This window comes from Streptomyces sp. NBC_00299, assembly GCF_036173045.1.
Lineage (GTDB): Bacteria > Actinomycetota > Actinomycetes > Streptomycetales > Streptomycetaceae > Streptomyces > Streptomyces machairae.
This window is the reverse complement of the sequence record NZ_CP108039.1, coordinates 6762461-6781977: the sequence shown is the minus strand read 5'-3', so window position 1 is coordinate 6781977 and position 19517 is coordinate 6762461. Positions and strand designations below refer to the sequence as shown.

Here is a 19517-nt window from a genome sequence, read left to right as displayed (position 1 = left end):
CTAAGCTTTGGCCAGCTGAAGCGGCCGTGACCGAGCTGAAACGGCATACCGAGAGGAACGGACGGACCGTGCGACCCTTGCGCACACGACTGACGGGCACCCTGCTGGCGGTGCTCGCCCTCACCACGGCGACGGCCTGCGGTGGCCCGTCGGCAGCGGACCCGGCGAAGACGTCGGCCACCACGACGACGACCGCCAACCGGGTCGAGCCCCTGGAGAACACCCCGGCCCCGAGCCTTCCCGCCACGGTCTCCGCGGCCGACGGCAAGAAGGTGACGGTCGAGAAGGCCGGGCGCCTCGTCCCCCTCTCCGGCAGCCTCAGCGAGATCGTCTTCACGCTCGGGCTCGGCGACCGCGTCGTCGCCCGGGACATCACCGCCACGTTCGAACAGGCGGCGAAGCTGCCCGTCGTCACCCGGGGCCATGACGTCTCGGCGGAGAGCGTCCTGTCGCTCAAGCCGGACCTGGTGCTCGCCGAGACCACCACCGGCCCCGAGGAGGCCATGGACCAGATCCGCGCCGCGGGCATCCCGGTCCTCGTGGTCGCCCCGGCCCACGGCCTGGACGACGTCGGCCCGCGCATCCAGGCCGTCGCCGACGCCCTCGGCGTGCCGTCCGCGGGCCGGCAGCTGGCCGAGCGGTCGCAGGAACGGATCGCCGCCGTACGCAAGGAAGTTCCCGGGCAGAGCGAGAAGCCGCGGGTCGCCTTCCTCTATCTGCGCGGCTCCGCCTCCGTCTACCTCATCGGCGGCAAGGACTCCGGCGCCGGTTCCCTCGTCGAGGCGGCCGGCGCGGTCGACGCGGGGGCCGAGTCGGGACTGGAGAAGGACTTCACCGCCATCACCAGCGAGGCCCTCATCAAGGCGGCGCCGGACGCGATTCTCGTGATGTCCAAGGGACTTGAATCCGTCGGCGGCGTCGACGGACTGGTGAAGATCCCGGGCGTCGCCGAGACCCCGGCGGGGATGGACCGCCGGGTCGTCTCGATCGAGGACGGCGCACTGCTGAGCTACGGCCCGCGCACCGACCAGGTGCTGAGGTCGGTCGTGGAGCAGCTCTACAAGAAGAGAGACGCGGCATGACCGTGCTGGAGAAGGCCGCGCCCGAGGCGGTGGCCGAAAGGCCGCTCCGCAGCCGGCACCCCACCGCGTGGCTGCTGACCGTCGGCATGAGCGTCGCCCTCCTCGTGCTCGTCCCGGTCGCCGCCGGGATCGGCGCCTACCCGATCCCGGTCGGGGACGTCCTCGGCTCCCTGCAGCACAAAGCCGGGCTCGGGGGCGGCGAGTTGGACCGGGTCGCCGAGTCCGTGCTGTGGAACGTGCGCTTCCCCCGGATCGTGCTCGCGCTGCTCATCGGGGCCTCGCTGGGCTGCGCCGGAGCGCTGATGCAGGGCGTGTTCGGCAACCCGCTCGCCGAGCCGAGCACCATCGGCGTCTCCCTGGGCGCGGCCGTCGGGGCGGTGGCGTCCATCTCGCTCGGGCTGACCTTCCTCGGCAACTGGACCCTGCCCGCGATGGCGTTCGTCGCCGGGCTCGGCACCGTGCTGCTGGTGTACTCGATGTCCCGCTCGGCCGGCCGTACGGAGGTCGTGACCCTGATCCTCATGGGCATCGCGGTCAACGCCTTCGCCGGGGCGCTCATCGGCCTGTTCATCTTCCTCGCGGACACCGCCGCGGTGAACCAGATCACCTTCTGGCAGCTCGGCTCCCTCGCCCAGTCCACCTGGCCCAAGGTGACGGCGGTCCTGCCCTGTGCCGTCGTCGGTCTGGTGGCGGCACCGCTGTACGCACGCCGCCTGGACCTGCTCGCGCTCGGCGACCGGCCCGCGCGGCATCTGGGGGTGGACGTGGAGCGGATGCGCGTTGCCTTGATCCTGGTCGTCGCGCTGCTCACCGCTGCCGCCGTGAGTGTCTCCGGGGTCATCGGGTTCATCGGGCTTGTCGTGCCGCATCTGCTGCGGATGGCGGCGGGGCCGGGGCATCGGTTTCTCATTCCGGGGAGTGCGCTGGGTGGGGCGGTGGTGCTGCTCGCGGCGGATCTCGCGGCGCGGACGGTTGCGGCGCCGGCGGAGTTGCCGCTCGGTGTCTTGACCGCGCTGCTCGGCAGCCCGTTCTTCTTCTGGTTGCTGCGCAGGACGCGGCGGCGACAAGGGGGGTGGGCCTAGGGGTCGTATGTCGACTGCGGGCAGTGGGGGCTGGTCGCGCCCACGCGGCGGAGCCGCACCTCGATGCCGCCCCGCGCCCCTGAAGGACGTCGGTCCCACTCGCGATATCACCTGACCCTCCGTCGAAGGCTCCTCATGAGACTCCTCCGCCACCGTCCAACCCCTCCCGCCCCCGCCCAACCCGGCGACACCCTCGCCGAGGCCGAGAACCTCCACGTCCGGCTCGGCACCCGCCCCGTCCTGCACGGCGTGTCCGTGACCATCCGGGCCGGCGAGGTCCTCGCTCTCGTCGGGCCCAACGGCGCCGGGAAGTCCACCCTGTTGAGCGCGCTGGCCGCCGATCTTCCGGCCGCCGAGGGTGTCGTACGGATCGACGGGCGCCCGGCGGGCGACTGGTCGGCGCCCGAACTCGCCCTGCGCCGTGCCGTGCTTCCCCAGTCGGCGTCCCTCTCGTTCCCCTTCGCGGTCGAGGAGGTCGTCCGGATGGGCCGCGCCCCCTGGGCGGCCGTGCACCCCGACGGGGACGACCGTGCCGTCGCCGAGGCCATGGCCGCCACCGAGGTGACGGAGTTCGCCGTACGGCCGTTCTCCGCGCTCAGTGGTGGCGAGCGGGCCCGGGTCGCGCTCGCGCGGGTGCTGGCGCAGCGTGCGCCGTTGCTGCTGCTCGACGAGCCGACGGCGGCGCTGGACCTCAAGCATCAGGAGCTGGTGCTGCGGTTGTGCCGGGAGCGGGCGGGGGCCGGGGACGCGGTGGTGGTCGTGCTGCACGATCTGGGGCTCGCGGCGGCCTACGCGCACCGGGTGGCGATCCTGCGTGCCGGGCGGGTCGCGGCGGACGGGCCGCCCGCCGAGGTGTTCTCCGACCGGCTGCTGTCGGAGGTCTACGACCAGCCGGTGGAGGTGCTCCCGCATCCGCGGACGGGAGAGGTCCTGGTGACTCCACGACGCTGAAGCCGGGCAACCTTTGACGTTCCTTTGACTTCCCCATGGGGGCGATTTTGGCCAATTCGGCGATCCTTAGGTGCGTTAGGTGAGCCTCACCTTCCCGTTCCGCGTGAGGCCCGTCCCCGTCGTGCACTCTTTTCGGCCACCCACTGGAGCCCTCATGCGACCCGCCAGACTCTCCGTCGTCACCGCCGCCGCCACCGTGGCGGCCCTGACCGCCGTCACGGGGTGCACCGAGAAGGGCAGCTCGGCGGGCGATGACCGGGTCGTCAACGTGACCGCGACGGACGACAAGTGCGAGGTGTCGAAGAAGGAGTTCCCGGCCGGGCACGTCGAACTCGCCATCGAGAACAAGGGTTCCAAGGTCACCGAGGTCTACATCCTCTTCCCGGACGACCGCATCGTCACCGAGCGCGAGAACATAGGCCCCGGCACCAAGCAGACGGTGACCGCCGAGGTGAAGGCGGGCGACTACACCATCGCCTGCAAGCCCGGCATGAAGGGCGACGGCATCCGGCAGACCGTCAAGGCCACCGGCAAGGGCACGGCCGCCAAGCGCGACCCCCGGCTGGACAAGGCCGTCGCCGCCTACCGCGAGTACGCGCAGGAGCAGGCCGACGAGACGCTGCCGAAGGCGGAGGCGTTCGCCAAGGCGGTCAAGGTCGGCGACGTCGAGGCCGCGAAGAAGGCCTACGCCCCCTCCCGCATCGGCTGGGAGCGCACCGAGCCGGTCGCGGAGTCCTTCGGCGACATCGACCCGAAGGTCGACGTCCGCGAGGACGGCCTGGAGGACGGCCAGAAGTGGACCGGCTGGCACCGCCTGGAGAAGTCCCTCTGGCAGGACAAGAAGCTCACGGCGGAGGACACCACCCTCGCCGACCAGCTGATCACCGACCTGAAGGACTGGCAGAAGCGGGTCGGCAAGGCCGAGATCACCCCGACCTCCATGGCCAACGGCGCCAAGGAACTCCTCGACGAGGTCGCCACCGGCAAGGTCACCGGCGAGGAGGAGCGCTACTCGCACACCGACCTGGTCGACTTCAAGGCCAACGTCGAGGGCGCCGAGAAGGCCTACGAGCTGCTGAAGCCGGTCGCGCAGGAGAACGACCCGGCGCTGGTCACCGAGCTCGACAAGCAGTTCGCGGCGCTGGACACGCTGCTCGACAAGTACCGGGCGGACAAGGCGTCGTACGACTTCACCTCGTACGACAAGGTCGGCAAGGCCGACCGCAAGGAGCTGTCGGACGGCGTCAACGCCCTCGCGGAGCCGCTGTCCAAGCTCGCCGCCGCCGTCGTCGTGAAGTAGGGACAACGTCATGACGGAATCGACCGAAGGCACTCCCTCCCGGCGTTCCCTGATCGGCTGGGGCGGTGCCGGGCTCGCGCTCGGTGCCGTCGCGGCCGGCGGTGCCGTGGCCATGACGCGCACCGGCAACGACGTGGAACCGGTGGGCGCGGCGGCAGGCGGTGCCGTCGCCTTCCACGGTGACCACCAGGCCGGTATCGCAACCCCGGTGCAGGACCGGCTGCACTTCGCCGCGTTCGACGTGAAGACCGACGACCGGGCCGAGTTCGTGCAGATGCTGAAGGACTGGACGGCCGCCGCACGCCGGATGACCGCCGGGCAGGCGGTCGGCGAGGGCGGGTTCGGCGGTCTGGCCGAGGCGCCGCCGGACGACACCGGTGAGGCGCTCGGGCTGAAGCCGTCGCGGCTGACGCTGACGATCGGCTTCGGTCCGTCGCTCTTCGAGAAGTACGGCGAGAGCTTCGGCATCGCGGACGCCCGCCCCGAAGCCCTCGTCGAGCTGCCGAAGTTCGCCGGCGACAACCTGGACCGGAACCGCAGCGGCGGCGACCTGTGCATCCAGGCCTGCGCGGACGACCCGCAGGTCGCCGTGCACGCGATCCGCAACCTGGCCCGCATCGGCTTCGGCAAGGTCGTCATCCGCTGGTCCCAGCTGGGCTTCGGGAAGACCTCGTCCACGACCCCCGAGGAGCAGACCCCGCGCAACCTCATGGGCTTCAAGGACGGCACCCGCAACATCGCGGGGACGGAGACGGACCGCCTGAAGAAGTTCGTGTGGGTGGACCCCGCCGAGGGGCCCGCGTGGCTCAGCGGCGGCTCCTACCTCGTCGCGCGCCGCATCCGGATGCACATCGAGACCTGGGACCGCACGTCCCTCCAGGAGCAGGAGGACATCATCGGCCGGGACAAGGGCGAGGGCGCCCCGGTCGGCAAGGCGAAGGAGCGCGACGAGCCGTTCCTGAAGGCGATGCTGCCCGACGCGCACGTCCGGCTCGCGCACCCCGACTCCAACGACGGGGCGACGCTCCTGCGCCGCGGCTACTCCTTCACCGACGGCACCGACGGCCTCGGCCGCCTGGACGCGGGCCTGTTCTTCCTCGCCTACCAGCGCGACCCGCGCACCGGGTTCATCCGGATCCAGCGCAACCTCGCCCCCGACTCGCTCAACGAGTACATCCAGCACGTGGGTTCGGCGCTGTTCGCGGTCCCGCCCGGCGTCCGCGACAAGGACGACTGGTGGGGCAGCACGCTGTTCTCCAAGGAGGCGTAGTCCGTGTTCTCCAACTACCTGATCGGCCTGCGCGAGGGACTGGAAGCGAGCCTCGTCGTCTGCATCCTCATCGCGTACCTGGTCAAGACCGACCGTAGGGACGCGCTGAAGCCCATCTGGATCGGCATCGGGGTCGCGGTCGCGATCGCGCTCGGCTTCGGCTGCGCGCTCGAATTCGGCTCGCAGGAGCTGACGTTCGAGGCACAGGAGGCGCTCGGCGGCTCCCTGTCGATCGTCGCGGTGGGCCTGGTGACGTGGATGGTCTTCTGGATGCGGCGCACCGCCCGGCATCTCAAGGCCGAGCTGCACGGCAAGCTGGACGCGGCCCTGCAGATGGGCACGGGCGCGCTGGTCGCGACCGCGTTCCTGGCCGTCGGCCGGGAGGGCCTGGAGACGGCCCTGTTCGTGTGGGCGTCGGTGCGCGCGGCCGGCGACGGCACCCCGCGGCCGCTGATCGGCGTCGCCCTCGGCATCGCCACGGCGGTCGTCCTGGGCTGGCTCTTCTACCGCGGCGCCGTGCGCATCAACCTCGCCAAGTTCTTCACATGGACGGGCGGCATGCTGGTCGTCGTGGCGGCGGGCGTCCTTGCGTACGGTGTCCACGACCTCCAGGAGGCGCGCTGGGTGCCGGGCCTGAGCGACAAGGCGTTCGACATCAGCGACACCATCGATCCGTCCAGCTGGTACGGCACCCTGCTGAAGGGCGTCTTCAACTTCCAGCCGGACCCGACCGTCCTCCAGGTCACGGTGTGGCTGCTGTACCTGATCCCGACACTCGCGCTGTTCCTCGCCCCGGTAGGGTTCGCCTCCGGGAAGGGGAAGGTGAAGGCACCTGATGAGCAGGGATCGCGGCCCTCGAAGGCTCCGCAGGCTTGACCGGAGCGCACTGATAGCGGCATCGCTGACCGCTTTGTCGTTGACGGCAAGCGGATGCGTGGTGGTCCACGGGGAGAAGGAAGTGCTCCCCTCGGCCACCAAGGCGGAGGCCGCCAAGGCCCTCCAGCAGTTCACAGCCGCGTACAACAAGGCCGACAAGGCCTACGACAGTTCCCTGGACGCCGACCATGTCACCGGCGCCTTCGGCGCCATCGACGAGGCGCGGCTGAAGGCGGGCAAGGCGGTCAGTCCCGACGGCAACGCGGCGCACGCGCCGCTGGAGCTGTCGGACACCAAGTTCACGATCCCGAAGAAGGCGGGCTGGCCGCGCTGGTTCGTGGCCGACGCTGCCGCCAACAAGGGCGGCAGCGCCCGCTGGGTGTTCGTGTTCAGCCGGGACAGCCTGGCCGATCCGTGGGAGGCGGCGTATCTGACGCTGCTGGCCCCCGATGACGTACCGCAGTTCAAGACGGACAAGGACGGCTGGGCCGAGGCGGTGCCCGCGAACTCGACCGAACTGGCCGTGGCGCCCGAGGACTTGAGCAAGGACTACGTGACCTACCTCAAGGACGGCGGCGACACCTTCGCAAGCGGCCGCCACACCAGCGCCTGGCGTACCGAGCGGTCGCAGAAGGCCGAGCGTCCGGGTCTGGTCAGGCAGTACATCGACGAGCCGTTGACGAGCGGCGACTACCAGCCGCTGGCGCTGCGCACGAAGGACGGCGGGGCGCTGGTGTTCTTCACCACGCGCCACTACGAGAAGGAGACCGCCCACACGGGTGCGGCCGTCCCCACGCCGGGCAAGGGCGTGCTGGCGCTGACGAACGGCGAGATCAAGCAGTCGCTGACGATGGAGTTCGTCTCCACCGATGTGGCGCTGGACCCGAAGGGCTCCGGAAAGGTGAAGGTCATCGGCCGGATCCAGGGGATGACCTCGGCGAAGGGCGAGTAGCGCGCCGCCGGGACTCAGTGGCGGCGCAGGGGCCAGGCCGCGGAGACGTGGTCGGGCTCCTCGCCGACGTAGCGGGCGCAGGCGTCGGTGAGGGTCTCCAGGAGGGTGAGCGGGTCGGGCAGCGGGTGTTCGAGGCCGCGTACCCAGTGCACGGACTGGTCACCGGGCAGCTGCGCGGGCGGTACGAGGACGTACGAGCCGCGGCAGTGCCAGCGCAGTCCCGGGTGCTCGTCCATGGTCTCGGGGTGGCAGTCCAGCTCGCAGGGCCACCACTCGTCCTCGTCCTCGGGGGTGCCGCGGGTGAGGGTGAAGAACAGCAGGCGGCCGTCGTCGCTCTCGGCGACGGGACCGACCTCGATGCCGGCGCCGAGCAGCCGCTCCAGGGCCTCCAGCCCGGCCTCGACCGGGACGTCCATGACGTCGTGCACCATGCCGGTGGCGGTGATGAAGTTGGCCTGCGGCTGGTGGCGGGCCCAGCGCTCGATCTGGGCGCGGTCGGTGGTGGACTGCGTCTGCCAGGCGAAGGACACCGGGTGCCGGGCGGGCGTGGGACAGCCGACGCGATCACAGGAACATCGGTAGCCGGCCGGGTGCGCGGCGGGCGCGAGCGGCAGTCCCGCCGCCGCGGCGGCGAGCAGCAGGGCCTCCCGGCCACCGTCGCCGGCGGCCTCCTTGGGGCGGCGTCCGCGCAGCCACTGGGAGAGTTTGCCCTGCAGGCCGGTCCGGCCCAACTCCGCGCTCATCTATCCCCTCGCCTCGCTGTCGTGCGGAACAGCATGCCCTATGGTCCCACCATCGTGCGCTTCGGGGGGCCGTAGCGGACAACCGGGCCAGGTGGGGCGAGGCGTACACAGCACCTGGATCATCAGCAATGCGCTGCTTCGGCGTCATTCACGCCCTTACCGCGTGCGCGGGGCGATGCCGTGGAGGGCGTAGTCGACCAGGGTGTCCGTGTACTCGTACGTGATCGGGCCCGTGTACTGGAGCCAGCGCTGGGCGAGCGGGGAGACCCAGAGTTCGAGGGCGATGCGCGGATCGACGTCCTGGCGGACCTGGCCGGCCTCCTGGGCGGCGCGCACCCGGTCGACGTACAGCTGGAGCGAGGGCGCGAGGAGCTTGGCCACGAAGACCCGTCCGAGCTCCTCGTTGACCACGCCCTCGGCGGCCAGGGCACGGGACGGGATCTCGAAGCTGGGGTCCTTGAGCTGGTCGACGGTGAGGCGCAGCACGGCCTTGAGGTCGGCGGCGAGGTCGCCGGTGTCCGGGATGGCGAACTCGTACTCCGGGCCCGCGTCCCGGGACGCCTGTTCACTCAGGTCGAGGAAGGCCTCCAGCAGGACGTCCGCCTTCGACGACCACCAGCGGTAGATCGTCTGCTTGCCGACACCGGCGCGGGCGGCGATGCCCTCGATCGTGGTCCTGGGGTAGCCGACCTCCCCTACGAGGGCGAGGGCGGCGTCGTAGATGGCCCGGCGGGACTTCTCACTCCGGCGGGTGCTGTTGGGGACGGGCTGAGCGGACTTTTGAGCTGCCATGGCTCGAATTTAACAGGTTGACAAGACGGAGCGTCTCGCCGGACCCTGAGAGGGAAGCAATCGAGACGAAACGTCTCGTCACCCTGCGGATGGCGAGAACGGAAGCGGAGAGGAGCCACACCATGGCCCGAGGCGGAGGAAACATGCTGGGCGTCGGCGGCACCCGCCGGCACCTCGGCCGCACGGAACTGCGCGGCGGCGGCCGCGACGGCCGGATCGGCGGCGGGGTCGACCCTCAGGCGCAGAAGAAAGAGCTGCTGCGCAGGTTCCAGGAGAAGAACGCCGACCACGAGGCGCGCGAGGAGGGGGCGGAGGTGTCCCAGGAGAACGAGCAGGCGTCCTAGTCGACCGCCGGCGGCCACGCGTCGCCCCAGTCCGCGTCGCGGGCCGCCTTGTAGAGGTCGCCGTGGCGCTTGGTGACCGTGGTGCGGCGCAGGGCCGGTTCGGTCTCGCAGAGGTCGAGGAGGACCTGGCCCTTGCGGATCTGCGGCTTGCGGACGATCCGGGCGGGGGCCGGGGTGACCGGGAGGCGGGTGGCGGCGACGTAGCTGAACTTCTCGTCCTCGTAGGCGAGGGAGCCGCCCTTGATCTGGCGGTGCAGGGAGGAGCGGCTGACCCGTGCCGAGAAATGGCACCAGTCCGTGCCGGGGACGATCGGGCAGTCGGCGCTGTGCGGGCAGGGTGCGGCGACGTGGAACCCGGCGCCGATCAGGCGGTCGCGGGCCTCGATGACGCGGGCGTAGCCGTCGGGGGTGCCGGGTTCGACGATCACGACGGCCTGGGCGGCGGACGCCACGGTGTCGACGAGGGTGGTGCGGTCGGGGGCGGTGAGCTCGTTCAGGACGTAGGAGACGGTGACGAGGTCGGTGGGGTCGAGGGTGAGGGCCGAGCCGATGCGGGCCCGCTGCCAACGGGCTTGTTGCAGCGCCGGGTTGGCGGCTGCGATCTCCCTGCCGGTCTGCAGGGCGGGCTCGGCCCAGTCCAGCACGGTGACGCTGCGCTCGCCCGGCCAGGTCGCGGTGACGGCCCAGGTCGCGGCGCCGGTGCCGCCGCCGACGTCGGTGTGGCTGCCGGGGGTCCAGTCCGGTACGGCCTGTGCGAACGCCTCCAGCGCCGAGTGGACCGCCTCGAAGGTCGCGGGCATCCGGTACGCGGCGTAGGCCGCCACGTCGGCGCGGTCGCGGAGGATGGGGGCGTCGGTGGGGGTGGCGCCCCGGTAGCTGGCGATCAGCCGCTCCACGGCCTGCGCGGCCTGGCGGGGCGGGAGGCCGTCGAGGAGGGTGGCGAGGCTGCTGCGCAGGGCGTCCGCCGGGGATGCTGGGTCGTTCACCCGGCGATTCTATGGGGGCGGCGACGTGCGCGCGGGCGGCGGTTTCTCGCCCCCGCCGCCCCTACCCGTCCCGTACCTGGGGGCACAGCCCCTGGCGGGGGCGAGAACAACGGCCCTACAACCCCCGCACCGCCCGCGCCACCCTCGTCCCCGCCCGCGCCCGCGGCCCGCTGTCCGGCGGCCGGCGTCGCGGATGCACCGCATTCGCCAGCAGGACGACGAACGTGTCCGTCACCGGATCCACCACCAACGACGTCCCCGTGAACCCCGTATGCCCCGCAGCCCCCCGCCCCGCCAACTCCCCCATGAACCAGGGCTGATCCACCGCGAACCCCAGCCCGGGCGCGTCCAGCAGCAGCTCCACGAAGTCCGGGCCGAGGATCCGGGCCGGACCGTACGCGCCGCCGGAGAGCAGGGCCCGGCAGAAGACCGCAAGGTCACGCCCCGTGGAGAAGAGGCCGGCGTGGCCCGCCACCCCGCCCAGTGCCCAGGCGTTCTCGTCGTGGACGACACCCCGCAGCATCCCCCGGTCCGCCTTGGCCCACGGCCGCCGCTGGTCCTCGGTCGCCGCCGCGCCGGGGCAGGGGCCGAAGTGGGTGGCGGTCATGCCGAGGGGCCGGGTGATCCCGTCGTGGATCAGGACGTCGAGCGTGCGGCCGCTGACGCGTTCCAGGACGTGTTGCAGCAGCAGGAAGTTCAGGTCGGAGTAGCAGTACGTCCCCGGCACCCCCACCGGCGGCTCCGCCCGCAACCGCTCCAGCCGCTCCGCGTCGTCCGCACAGTCGTACAGCGGCAGTTCGGGCCGCATCCCCGAGGTGTGCGTCAGTAGCTGACGCACCGTGACGTCATGCCGGGCCGCCGCGCGGAAGTCCGGCAGATACGCCCCGACGCGCGCGTCGATCCCCAGCGTTCCGCGCTCGATCTGCTGCACCGCGGCGACCGAGGTGAAGAGCTTGGTGAGGGAGGCGAGGTCGAAGGGGGTCGAGGTGGTCATGGGGACCTGCCTGTCGGGCGGCAGTTCCACCCCGGCGTCCTTCTCCTCGTCGTAGGAGGCATACCGCACCGCCCGGCCCACGGCCTCCTCGACGGCGAGGTAGGGTCCCCGCCCGACGATCAGCACCGCCCCAGCCGCCCAGGGACGGGAGCCGGTCGTGAGGTCGTGGACCTCGCGGACGAGCTGACGGATCTCCTCGGGGTCGAGTCCAGCCCTCTCCGGCGTGTCCCCGCGCAGTCTCGGCGCGCTCAGCTCTCTGCCCCCTCCGCACCCGCACGGCTGTTCCAGGGACGGCACATTCCCATGAAGCAGGCCAGGGCCACCAGTGCTGCGGCCAGTTGGACGACGGCCATCGGGACGGCGGTGTCCTCGCCGGCGATGCCCACGAGGGGCGAGGCGATGGCGCCGATGAGGAAGGAGGACGTACCGAGCAGCGCGGACGCGGACCCGGCGGCGTGCTTGGTGCGCAGCAGGGCGAGGGCCTGGGTGTTGGGCAGGGTGACGCCCATCGCGGACATCAGGACGAAGAGCGCCGCCGCCACCGGTACCAGTCCGACCTCGCCGAAGACGCCCAGCGACATCAGCAGCAGCGCGGTCGCGGCCAGGATGACCACGGCAAGACCCGCGCCCAGCACCCGGTCCAGGCTGACCCGCCCCACCAGCACCTTGCCGTTGATCTGGCCGACGATCACCAGCCCGACCGAGTTGAGCCCGAACAGCAGGCTGAAGGTCTGCGGCGAGGCCCCGTAGATCTCCTGGATCACGAACGGCGACGCGGCTATGTAGGCGAACAGCGCGGCGAAGGCGAACCCGCCGGCCAGCATGTACCCGGCGAAGGCGCCGTCGGCGAGCAGTCCCCGCATGGCCCGCAGGGCCTCACCGACCCCGCCGCTGTGCCGGTCCTGCGGCGCCAGGGTCTCGGGGAGGCTGCGCCAGACGAGGGCGGCGAGCAGTACGCCGACCACCGTCAGCACGACGAACACGCCCCGCCAGTCCGTCACCCGCAGGACCTGGCCGCCGATGAGCGGCGCGACGATCGGGGCGACCCCGGAGATCAGCATGAGGGTGGAGAAGAAGCGGGCCATGGCCACGCCGTCGTACAGGTCGCGTACGACCGCCCTCGCGATCACGATCGCAGCCGCCCCGGCGAGGCCCTGCGCCAGCCGGAAGGCGACGAGGAAGCCGATGCTGGGCGCGAGCGCGCAGAGCGCGGTGGCGACGACGTACACGGCAAGGCCCGTCAGCAGCGGGCGCCTGCGGCCCCATCGGTCGCTCATGGGGCCGACCACCAGCTGCCCGAGCGCCATGCCGGCCAGGCACGCGGTGAGCGTGAGCTGCACGGTCGCGGCGGGCGCGTGCAGGGACCCGGTGACCTCGGGGAGCGCCGGGAGGTACATGTCCATCGCCAGCGGAGGCGTCGCCGTCAGGCCGCCGAGGACGAGGGTGACGAGCAGACCGGTGGTCCGCAGGGATCGGGTGGGCGGTCTGTCCGTCTTCGGTACGGCCGACCGCGACACGTCCGGTATCGGCTCCGCCGGCTGTATCGGCCCCCCACGGTCGCCCATGCGCCCCTCCCTCTCCGAATGATCCGCCCTCTATGCTCTCAGCTCGAACGGAGTGCCGAGGGTCACATGAGCGAGGGGTGGGTCCGCAGTGACGGAACGAAGCGTGCGGTGGGGGGTCCTGGCCACCGGCGGGATCGCGGCCGCGTTCACCGCGGATCTCGTGGACCTGCCGGACGCCGAGGTGGTGGCCGTGGCCTCCCGCAGCCAGGAGTCCGCCGACGCGTTCGCCGAGCGCTTCGGGATCCCGCGGGCGTACGGCGACTGGAACGCGCTCGCCGAGGACGGCGACATCGATGTCGTGTACGTCGCCACGCCGCACTCGGCGCACCGCGTCGCCGCCGGGCTGTGCCTGGAGGCGGGACGCAACGTGCTGTGCGAGAAGGCGTTCACGCTGAACGCGCGGGAGGCCGGGGAACTGGTCGCGCTGGCGAAGGCGCGCGGCAGCTTCCTGATGGAAGCCATGTGGATGTACTGCAACCCCCTGATCCGGCGGCTCAAGGCTCTGGTGGACGACGGCGCGATCGGCGAAGTGCGCCATGTGCAGGCCGACTTCGGGCTGGCCGGGCACCTCTTGCCGGAGGCGAGGAATGGAACACTGCCGCCCTCGCACCGGCTGCGCGACCCGGCGCAGGGCGGCGGCGCGCTGCTGGACCTCGGCGTGTACCCGGTCTCCTTCGCCCAGTTGCTGCTCGGGGAGCCGTCGGACGTCACGGCGCGCTCGATGCTGTCCGCCGAGGGCGTCGACCTCCAGACCGGCGCCCTGCTGTCGTGGGACAGCGGGGCCCTCGCCTCCCTGCACTGCTCCATCGTCGGCGGTACGGCCACGGCAGCGTCGGTCACCGGCTCGGGCGGCCGGATCGACATACCGCACGGCTTCTTCTTCCCGGACCGTTTCGTCCTGCACCGCGACGGCCGTGACCCCGAGGAGTTCACGGCCGACCCGGCGGACGGGCCCCGCAACAGCCTGCGGCACGAGGCCGCCGAGGTGATGCGGGCCCTGCGCGCCGGCGAGACCGAGTCACCGCTGGTCCCGCTGGACGGCACGCTGGCCGTGATGCGGACGCTCGACGCGATCCGGGACCGCGTCGGCGTCCGCTACCCGGGCGAGGCCCCTGAAGCGGACCGCGCGCCCGAACTCACGCCTGCGTGAGCCCCGGCTCCCCCACCTCCGTCACGAAGGACGCGGCCGTCGTGACCGGCGCCCCGGGCCTGGTCACGTACGGCACCGTCTTGAAGTCGGTCCGCGCCAGCTGCTGCCCCAGCGCGACGGTCACATAGCCGCGCCGTCCGTTGTAGAACTTCATGTGCGGGTTGGCCTGCATGTACGTGTCCCAGTTGGCCGGCTTGTCGATGCCGTCCCGGCCGCTGGCGACCGACGTGGCCACGATCTCCGTACCGAGCGTGGCGGAGTCGGGGTCGTCGAAGTCGTCCTTGATGTCGAAGCCGTACCCGACGTGGACGTCTCCGGTGAGCACCATCAGGTTCTCGACACCGGCGGCCTTGGCGCCGTCCAGCACGCGGCGGCGGGAGGCGCGGTAGCCGTCCCAGGCGTCCATCGACACCCGTGACGGCTCGGTGAGGTCGAACTTGCGCTGGGCGAAGGTGACCTGCTGCGGTACGACGTTCCACAGCGCCGTCGAGTCGCGCCAGCCGTCGAGCAGCCAGCGCTCCTGCGTCGCCCCGGTCATCGTGCGCGCCGGGGCGTCGACGTCCGGGCCGGGGATCTGCGAGCCGTCGCCGTACGCCTGGTTGGAGCGGTACTGCCGGGTGTCCAGCACGTCGAACTGGGCGAGCCGGCCCCAGCGCAGACGCCGGTAGAGCTGCATGTCGGGGCCGACGGGCCGCTGCGGGCGGCGCAGCGGCTGGTTCTCCCAGTAGGCGCGGTAGGCGGAGGCCCGGCGCAGCAGGAACTCCTCCGGCGGGACGCTGTTCTCCGGGATGTCGTCGGCGTAGTTGTTCTCGGTCTCGTGGTCGTCCCAGGTGACGACGAACGGGTGCGCGGCGTGCGCGGCCATGAGGTCGGGGTCGGACTTGAAGAGGGCGTAGCGCAGGCGGTAGTCCTCCAGGGTCACCGTCTCGCGGTTGAAGAGCGCGGGGAGCGTGCGGTCGGTGTAGTTGCGGTAGCCGCCGACCGAGTTGACCGCGTACTCGTACAGGTAGTCGCCGAGGTGGAAGACGATGTCGACGTCGTCCTGGGCGAGATGGCGGTACGGGGTGTAGTAGCCGTCGGTGTACGCCTGGCAGGAGACGGCCGCGAGGGTCAGCGCGGTCGCCGTGCCGGTCGGCGCGGGGGCGGTGCGGGTACGGCCGGTCCCGCTGATCCAGGTGCCGGCGCGGAAGCGGTAGTAGTAGACGCGGTCCGCGTCGAGCTTGTCGACCTCGACGTGGACCGTGTGGTGGAACTCGGGGTACGCGATGGCGGCGCCGCGTCTGGCGATCCTGGTGAACTGCTCGTCGTGCGCCAACTCCCAGTGCACGGTGATCCGTTGGGCGGGCAGTCCGCTGTCCGGCTGGTACGGGGCGGGGGCGAGGCGGGTCCACAACAGGACGGAGTCGGGCAGCGGGTCGCCGGAGGCGACGCCGAGGGTGAAGGGGTTGTCGGTGATTTGGCGGGCGTCGAGCTCGGCGGCGCTCGCTGCGCCCGCGGCCGGCAGGTTCACGGCGAAGGCGAGCGCGGCGGCGGCGCCGGTGACGGTCAGGAAGCGGCGGCGGCCGATGTGGCGGGCTGCCGCGCGCAGTTCGGGGGCGTGCTGCTGGGGGTGTGCTGCGAGTGTCATCCGGTCCTCCCCTGACTGATGGATGCATGAGGCATTGGAGTGGCCGGGGACGACACTCGCTTGGCGCGTACACAACACTCGGATGGCGGACAGATGAGTTCCGGATGGCGGACCCTCACGTACGCTGCGGGCCCATGAATGACAGGCAAACGGAGACGAGGACGGACGCGAGGATCGCCGTGGTGACCGGCGCAGGCTCCGGCATCGGCCGCGCGGTCGCGGTGGAGCTGCTGCGCGCGGGCTGGTCGGTGGCGCTGGCGGGGCGGCGCGCCGAGACCCTGGAGGAGACGGCCGCGCAGGCACCCGGGGCCGCCGCGCTCGCCGTACGGACCGACGTGTCACGGCAGGAGGACGTGGCCGCGCTCTTCGCCGCCACGGTGGAGCGGTTCGGGCGGGTGGACCTGCTGTTCAACAACGCGGGGACGTTCGGGCCGGGCGGGGTGCCGGTCGAGGAGCTGCCGTACGACGCCTGGCGGCATGTCGTGGACACCAACCTCAACGGGGCGTTCCTGTGCGCGCAGGCGGCGTACCGGCAGATGAAGGAGCAGGACCCGCGGGGCGGCCGGATCATCAACAACGGCTCGATCTCCGCGCACACACCCCGCCCGCACTCCGTCGCCTACACGGCGACCAAGCACGCGCTGACCGGACTGACCAAGTCCCTGTCGCTGGACGGGCGGCCGTACGACATCGCCGTCGGCCAGATCGACATCGGCAACGCGGCGACCGACATGACCGCACGCATGCAGACGGGCGCCCTGCAGGCCGACGGCTCGGTGGTGCCCGAGCCCGTGATGGACGTGGCCGACGTGGCCCGGACCGTGCGGCACATGGCGGAGCTGCCGCTGGCGGCGAACGTGCAGTTCGCGACGGTGCTGGCGACGGCGATGCCGTACGTGGGGCGTGGCTGACGGCTCACCCGCCCACCCGCGATCTCCACAACTCACACAATCGGAATGTTGAATTCCGGCACATCGCGGCCGGTAGGCGACTTATGCTCAAGTCGTTCTGCACCAGAGCTTCACATATGAAGCAGACGGCTTCCGCAGGCCACTCCGAGGGGGAGGCGGCAGCCGTTCCATGACACCGGGTGGGGGTGGACCTCGCGTGGGACCGCGAGGTACGCACCGGTGCGTGGAACGGCTGCCGGTTGAGCGGTACGACGGTGCTCAGCAGCCCGTACGGCAGTGCTCAGCGGCCGAGGATCCGGTCGACGTCGGCCATCTGCCCGGCAGTGAGCGGCCCCTTGGCGATCGCGCCCGCGTTCTGCTCGGCCTGCTCGACGGAGCGGAACCCCGGGATCGGCACGGTGCGCGGGCTACGGCCCCACAGCCAGGCGAGGGCGCCCTGCCCGAGCGTACGGCCGCCGCTGGTGAGGACGTCCTTCAGCGCGTCCACGCGCGCGACCCACTCCGGATCGGCGCCGGACCCGTCCTCGAACCCCTCCAGCCACTGCGGCGGCCGGCTGCGGATGTCCCCGGCCTCCAGGGCCTGCCCGGTCCTGCGCTTGCCGGTCAGCAGGCCCATCGCCAGCGGGCTGCGGTTGACGCTCGCCAACTCCAGCTCCTCGCACAGCGCGAACATCTCGGGGGCGTCCCGGAGCACGTTGGCCGCGTGCTGCACCGCCGCGCAGTGCTCCCCCTGCGCGAACACGGCGGCTCGGGCCGGGTCGTCGGTGCTCCACGCGTAGGCACGGATGAGCCCCTCGCGCACGAACTCCTCGCAGACGTCACGCAGCTCGGCGGCACGCTCGGGATCGGCGTCGGACAGGTGCAGCTGGTACAGGTCGACGTAGTCGGTGCCCAGCCGCTTCAGCGAGGCGGTCAGCGCGCGGCGGGCGTACGGCACGGTGTCGTCGGCGCAGGTGAGGGTGCGGGTCTCCTCGTCGAAGACGTTGCCCCACTTGGTGGCGACGACGACATCGGCGCGGCGCTTGCCGAGAGCGCGGCCGAGGACGCGTTCGCTGTGGCCGGCACCGTAGGTGTCCGCGGTGTCGAAGAAGGTGACGCCCAGGTCGAGGGCGCGCCGGACGGCCCGTACGGACTCCTCGTCGTCGACCTTGCCCCAGCCGAGCGGCTGCCCGTCGGCGGACTGCCTCCCCCACTCTCGGCTTCGCTCGAGCGGGGGGACCCCCATCCGCCGATGGCCCAGCAGCCGAAGCCGAGCGCGCTGACCTCGATGCCGGTCCGTCCCAAAGTCCTCTTGGTCTCCATGAGGTGGGACGGTAGAAGTTGAAGTGCACACGAGGGCAAGCGCTTGAGCGGTTCTGGGGGTGGCTTTGTGGCTCTGGCTCCCGGCTATGCCTGGCCGGTCTCGAAGCGGGAGATCCTGCCGTCGCCCTCGACCTCGAAGTGCCAGCGGGTGCGCATCTCGCCATAGGTGTCGTTGCGGTAGCTGGCGAGGAGGTCGCGACCGCGGTTCGACTCGTTGTCGACTTCCATGTGGCCGTTGGAGGAGAAGATCTCCCGCTCGATCCAGTCGGCGAGGTCGCGGTCGTTGCCGTCGTCCGCCATGGTCGCGCCGGGCGCGAGGATGCTCATGAAGCCCTCGCGGTCGTGGGCGTTGACGGCGGTGACGAAGGCACGGACGGCGGGGTCGCTGAGCTTGGACGTCTGAATCGTCATACCGGTCAGCCTCACACCGCCTCCGGGGCCCCGCCACCCGAACGGCGGCCAGGGCAGGCCGGGCGGGTGACTTCGATGCGACGGTGGAGCCGAGGGGAGGGGATCCGTCACCGGTGGTCCGTTCCGGGGGTCATCGTGAGTCATCGGGAGTCATTGTGAGTGCTTACGACCGACGTGATCTGGGCCTGCTGTTGCTCCGGCTGGGCGCCGGCGGCGTGCTGTTCGCGCACGGCACGCAGAAGCTGTTCGGATGGTTCGGCGGACACGGCATCGAGGGCACCGGCCAGTTCATGGAGTCGATCGGCTACCAGCCGGGCAAGGCCAGCGCGACGGCGTCGGGCCTCGCGGAGGCCGGCGGCGGCACTCTGCTGGCGCTGGGCCTGGCCACCCCGGCGGCCGGTGCGGCGGCGGCCGGCGGCATGGCGGGCGCGGCCGCGGTGCACGCCCCGAACGGCTTCTTCAACCAGGAGGGCGGCTACGAGCACGCGGCCACCCTCGGCCTTGCCGCGACCTGCCTCGCGATCGCGGGCCCCGGCCGCCTCTCCCTCGACCACGCCCTCGGCCATGTCGTCGACCGCGGCTGGATGGTTCCCACGGCCCTGGCGACGACGGCGGCGGTGACGGCCGTGGTGATCGGGGTGCGGAACAAGAGGCTGGCCGAGGCGAAGACGGAGAGGGAGGAGCAGGCGGGGGTGCTGCAGGATCAGGAGGCCTTGTTCGAGGAGTAGGCAGCCGCTGTGCCAAGCTGCCCGCATGACCGATCAGGCAGCCCCTCCCGGCACCGCCGCCGAGCGCGCCGACGACCTCTGGGCAACCATCGACGCCCTGTGGACCTGGCTCGACACCGACCAGCCGATCGGCGGCGAGGAGGGCATGCTGCTGCGCATGCTGAAGCTGTCCGAGGAGGTCGGCGAGGTCGCCGAGGCGGTGATCGGGGCGACCGGCCAGAACCCGCGCAAGGGCGTCACCCACACCTGGGATGACGTACAGGGCGAGCTGTGCGACGTGGTGATCACGGCGCTGGTCGCGCTGCGGACGCTGACGCCGGACACGCGCGAGGTGTTCACCCGGCATCTGGCGCGGGTGCGGGAGCGGTCGCTGGGTTCTGCGCCGTAGGGCGCGGGGCTGTATCGATGTACGGCTCCGCCGCGTGGGCGCGACCAGCCCCACCGGGCCCCC

At 71.7% G+C, this 19517-nt stretch carries 19 protein-coding genes and 1 pseudogene; 12 read left to right on the top strand and 8 right to left on the bottom strand.

Annotated features, from left to right (window positions below):
- Positions 1-77: 77 nt before the first annotated feature.
- The 7 genes from OHT51_RS30205 to OHT51_RS30175 all read left to right on the top strand — a co-directional run bounded on the left by OHT51_RS30205 (position 78) and on the right by OHT51_RS30175 (position 7513).
- On the top strand, positions 78-1082 hold the full coding sequence (locus OHT51_RS30205) for a heme/hemin ABC transporter substrate-binding protein (RefSeq protein WP_328882065.1): 1005 nt from the start codon (positions 78-80) through the stop codon (positions 1080-1082).
- Positions 1079-2164: a FecCD family ABC transporter permease gene (locus OHT51_RS30200; RefSeq protein ID WP_443052603.1), complete on the top strand. Its 1086-nt coding sequence runs from the start codon at positions 1079-1081 to the stop codon at positions 2162-2164. The genes OHT51_RS30205 and OHT51_RS30200 overlap by 4 nt, the downstream gene beginning before the upstream one ends.
- Before the next feature lie 135 nt (positions 2165-2299).
- On the top strand, positions 2300-3115 hold the full coding sequence (locus OHT51_RS30195) for a heme ABC transporter ATP-binding protein (protein WP_328882064.1): 816 nt from the start codon (positions 2300-2302) through the stop codon (positions 3113-3115).
- Between the two features lie 154 nt (positions 3116-3269).
- A complete protein-coding gene (gene efeO, locus OHT51_RS30190; RefSeq protein ID WP_328882063.1) occupies positions 3270-4415 on the top strand; it encodes an iron uptake system protein EfeO in 1146 nt (381 codons plus the stop codon).
- Between the two features lie 10 nt (positions 4416-4425).
- Positions 4426-5685, top strand: coding sequence for an iron uptake transporter deferrochelatase/peroxidase subunit (efeB, locus tag OHT51_RS30185; RefSeq protein ID WP_328882062.1), 1260 nt, complete (start codon positions 4426-4428; stop codon positions 5683-5685).
- A 3-nt stretch (positions 5686-5688) separates the two neighbouring features.
- A complete protein-coding gene (gene efeU / locus OHT51_RS30180) occupies positions 5689-6561 on the top strand; it encodes an iron uptake transporter permease EfeU (RefSeq protein WP_328882061.1) in 873 nt (290 codons plus the stop codon).
- The gene (locus OHT51_RS30175) at positions 6521-7513 is read left to right on the top strand and encodes a hypothetical protein (protein ID WP_328882060.1); all 993 of its coding nucleotides are present in this window, start codon (positions 6521-6523) and stop codon (positions 7511-7513) included. The genes efeU and OHT51_RS30175 overlap by 41 nt, the downstream gene beginning before the upstream one ends.
- 14 nt (positions 7514-7527) lie before the next feature.
- Here the strand turns inward: OHT51_RS30175 and OHT51_RS30170 are convergent, their stop codons facing one another.
- Together OHT51_RS30170 and OHT51_RS30165 are read right to left on the bottom strand one after the other, a co-directional pair.
- The gene (locus OHT51_RS30170) at positions 7528-8256 is read right to left on the bottom strand and encodes a bifunctional DNA primase/polymerase (RefSeq protein ID WP_328882059.1); all 729 of its coding nucleotides are present in this window, start codon (positions 8254-8256) and stop codon (positions 7528-7530) included.
- A gap of 156 nt (positions 8257-8412) precedes the next feature.
- A complete protein-coding gene (locus OHT51_RS30165; protein ID WP_328882058.1) occupies positions 8413-9048 on the bottom strand; it encodes a TetR/AcrR family transcriptional regulator in 636 nt (211 codons plus the stop codon).
- Between the two features lie 122 nt (positions 9049-9170).
- Between OHT51_RS30165 and OHT51_RS30160 the strand changes: the two genes are divergently transcribed.
- Positions 9171-9392 (top strand): DUF6243 family protein, encoded by a 222-nt coding sequence (locus OHT51_RS30160; protein ID WP_328882057.1) that lies wholly within the window; start codon positions 9171-9173, stop codon positions 9390-9392.
- On the opposite strand, the gene OHT51_RS30155 is transcribed toward OHT51_RS30160, so the two are convergent.
- The 3 genes from OHT51_RS30155 to OHT51_RS30145 form a co-directional block, all read right to left on the bottom strand.
- Positions 9389-10378 carry a small ribosomal subunit Rsm22 family protein gene (locus OHT51_RS30155; protein WP_328882056.1) on the bottom strand — a complete coding sequence of 330 codons (990 nt, stop codon included), beginning with the start codon at positions 10376-10378 and terminating at the stop codon, positions 9389-9391. The two genes, OHT51_RS30160 and OHT51_RS30155, sit on opposite strands and share 4 nt — an antisense overlap.
- Before the next feature lie 115 nt (positions 10379-10493).
- Entirely contained in the window at positions 10494-11669 is a 1176-nt protein-coding gene (locus OHT51_RS30150; protein WP_328882055.1) for a serine hydrolase domain-containing protein, read from the bottom strand.
- On the bottom strand, positions 11621-12937 hold the full coding sequence (locus tag OHT51_RS30145; protein WP_328882054.1) for a multidrug effflux MFS transporter: 1317 nt from the start codon (positions 12935-12937) through the stop codon (positions 11621-11623). Before OHT51_RS30145 ends, OHT51_RS30150 begins: the two co-directional genes overlap by 49 nt.
- A gap of 88 nt (positions 12938-13025) precedes the next feature.
- Between OHT51_RS30145 and OHT51_RS30140 the strand changes: the two genes are divergently transcribed.
- Positions 13026-14087, top strand: coding sequence for a Gfo/Idh/MocA family protein (locus tag OHT51_RS30140; RefSeq protein ID WP_328882053.1), 1062 nt, complete (start codon positions 13026-13028; stop codon positions 14085-14087).
- Here the strand turns inward: OHT51_RS30140 and OHT51_RS30135 are convergent.
- Positions 14074-15714 carry an alkaline phosphatase D family protein gene (locus tag OHT51_RS30135; RefSeq protein WP_328882052.1) on the bottom strand — a complete coding sequence of 547 codons (1641 nt, stop codon included), beginning with the start codon at positions 15712-15714 and terminating at the stop codon, positions 14074-14076. The two genes, OHT51_RS30140 and OHT51_RS30135, sit on opposite strands and share 14 nt — an antisense overlap.
- A 134-nt stretch (positions 15715-15848) precedes the next feature.
- Between OHT51_RS30135 and OHT51_RS30130 the strand changes: the two genes are divergently transcribed.
- A complete protein-coding gene (locus tag OHT51_RS30130) occupies positions 15849-16625 on the top strand; it encodes an SDR family oxidoreductase (RefSeq protein WP_328882051.1) in 777 nt (258 codons plus the stop codon).
- A 280-nt stretch (positions 16626-16905) separates the two neighbouring features.
- On the opposite strand, the pseudogene OHT51_RS30125 reads toward OHT51_RS30130, so the two are convergent.
- A pseudogene (locus OHT51_RS30125) lies at positions 16906-17927 on the bottom strand (aldo/keto reductase).
- Positions 17928-18011: 84 nt separating this feature from the next.
- Positions 18012-18338: a nuclear transport factor 2 family protein gene (locus OHT51_RS30120; protein ID WP_328882050.1), complete on the bottom strand. Its 327-nt coding sequence runs from the start codon at positions 18336-18338 to the stop codon at positions 18012-18014.
- A 155-nt stretch (positions 18339-18493) separates the two neighbouring features.
- Here OHT51_RS30120 and OHT51_RS30115 point away from each other — a divergent pair, with 155 nt between their 5' ends.
- The gene (locus tag OHT51_RS30115) at positions 18494-19066 is read left to right on the top strand and encodes a DoxX family protein (RefSeq protein WP_328882049.1); all 573 of its coding nucleotides are present in this window, start codon (positions 18494-18496) and stop codon (positions 19064-19066) included.
- 25 nt (positions 19067-19091) lie between these two features.
- Positions 19092-19454, top strand: coding sequence for a MazG-like family protein (locus OHT51_RS30110; RefSeq protein WP_328882048.1), 363 nt, complete (start codon positions 19092-19094; stop codon positions 19452-19454).
- The last annotated feature ends 63 nt before the right edge of the window (positions 19455-19517 follow it).

Excerpts from the sequence above, each read along its gene's own strand:
- OHT51_RS30145 (WP_328882054.1), bottom strand. The coding sequence starts at position 12,937 with ATGGGCGACCGTGGGGGGCCGATACAGCCGGCGGAGCCGATACCGGAC.
- OHT51_RS30110 (WP_328882048.1), top strand. The coding sequence starts at position 19,092 with ATGACCGATCAGGCAGCCCCTCCCGGCACCGCCGCCGAGCGCGCCGAC.
- OHT51_RS30120 (WP_328882050.1), bottom strand. The coding sequence starts at position 18,338 with ATGACGATTCAGACGTCCAAGCTCAGCGACCCCGCCGTCCGTGCCTTC.
- OHT51_RS30165 (WP_328882058.1), bottom strand. The coding sequence starts at position 9,048 with ATGGCAGCTCAAAAGTCCGCTCAGCCCGTCCCCAACAGCACCCGCCGG.
- OHT51_RS30195 (WP_328882064.1), top strand. The coding sequence starts at position 2,300 with ATGAGACTCCTCCGCCACCGTCCAACCCCTCCCGCCCCCGCCCAACCC.
- OHT51_RS30170 (WP_328882059.1), bottom strand. The coding sequence starts at position 8,256 with ATGAGCGCGGAGTTGGGCCGGACCGGCCTGCAGGGCAAACTCTCCCAG.
- OHT51_RS30130 (WP_328882051.1), top strand. The coding sequence starts at position 15,849 with ATGAATGACAGGCAAACGGAGACGAGGACGGACGCGAGGATCGCCGTG.
- OHT51_RS30135 (WP_328882052.1), bottom strand. The coding sequence starts at position 15,714 with ATGACACTCGCAGCACACCCCCAGCAGCACGCCCCCGAACTGCGCGCG.
- OHT51_RS30175 (WP_328882060.1), top strand. The coding sequence starts at position 6,521 with ATGAGCAGGGATCGCGGCCCTCGAAGGCTCCGCAGGCTTGACCGGAGC.
- efeO (WP_328882063.1), top strand. The coding sequence starts at position 3,270 with ATGCGACCCGCCAGACTCTCCGTCGTCACCGCCGCCGCCACCGTGGCG.
- OHT51_RS30200 (WP_443052603.1), top strand. The coding sequence starts at position 1,079 with ATGACCGTGCTGGAGAAGGCCGCGCCCGAGGCGGTGGCCGAAAGGCCG.
- efeB (WP_328882062.1), top strand. The coding sequence starts at position 4,426 with ATGACGGAATCGACCGAAGGCACTCCCTCCCGGCGTTCCCTGATCGGC.
- OHT51_RS30160 (WP_328882057.1), top strand. The coding sequence starts at position 9,171 with ATGGCCCGAGGCGGAGGAAACATGCTGGGCGTCGGCGGCACCCGCCGG.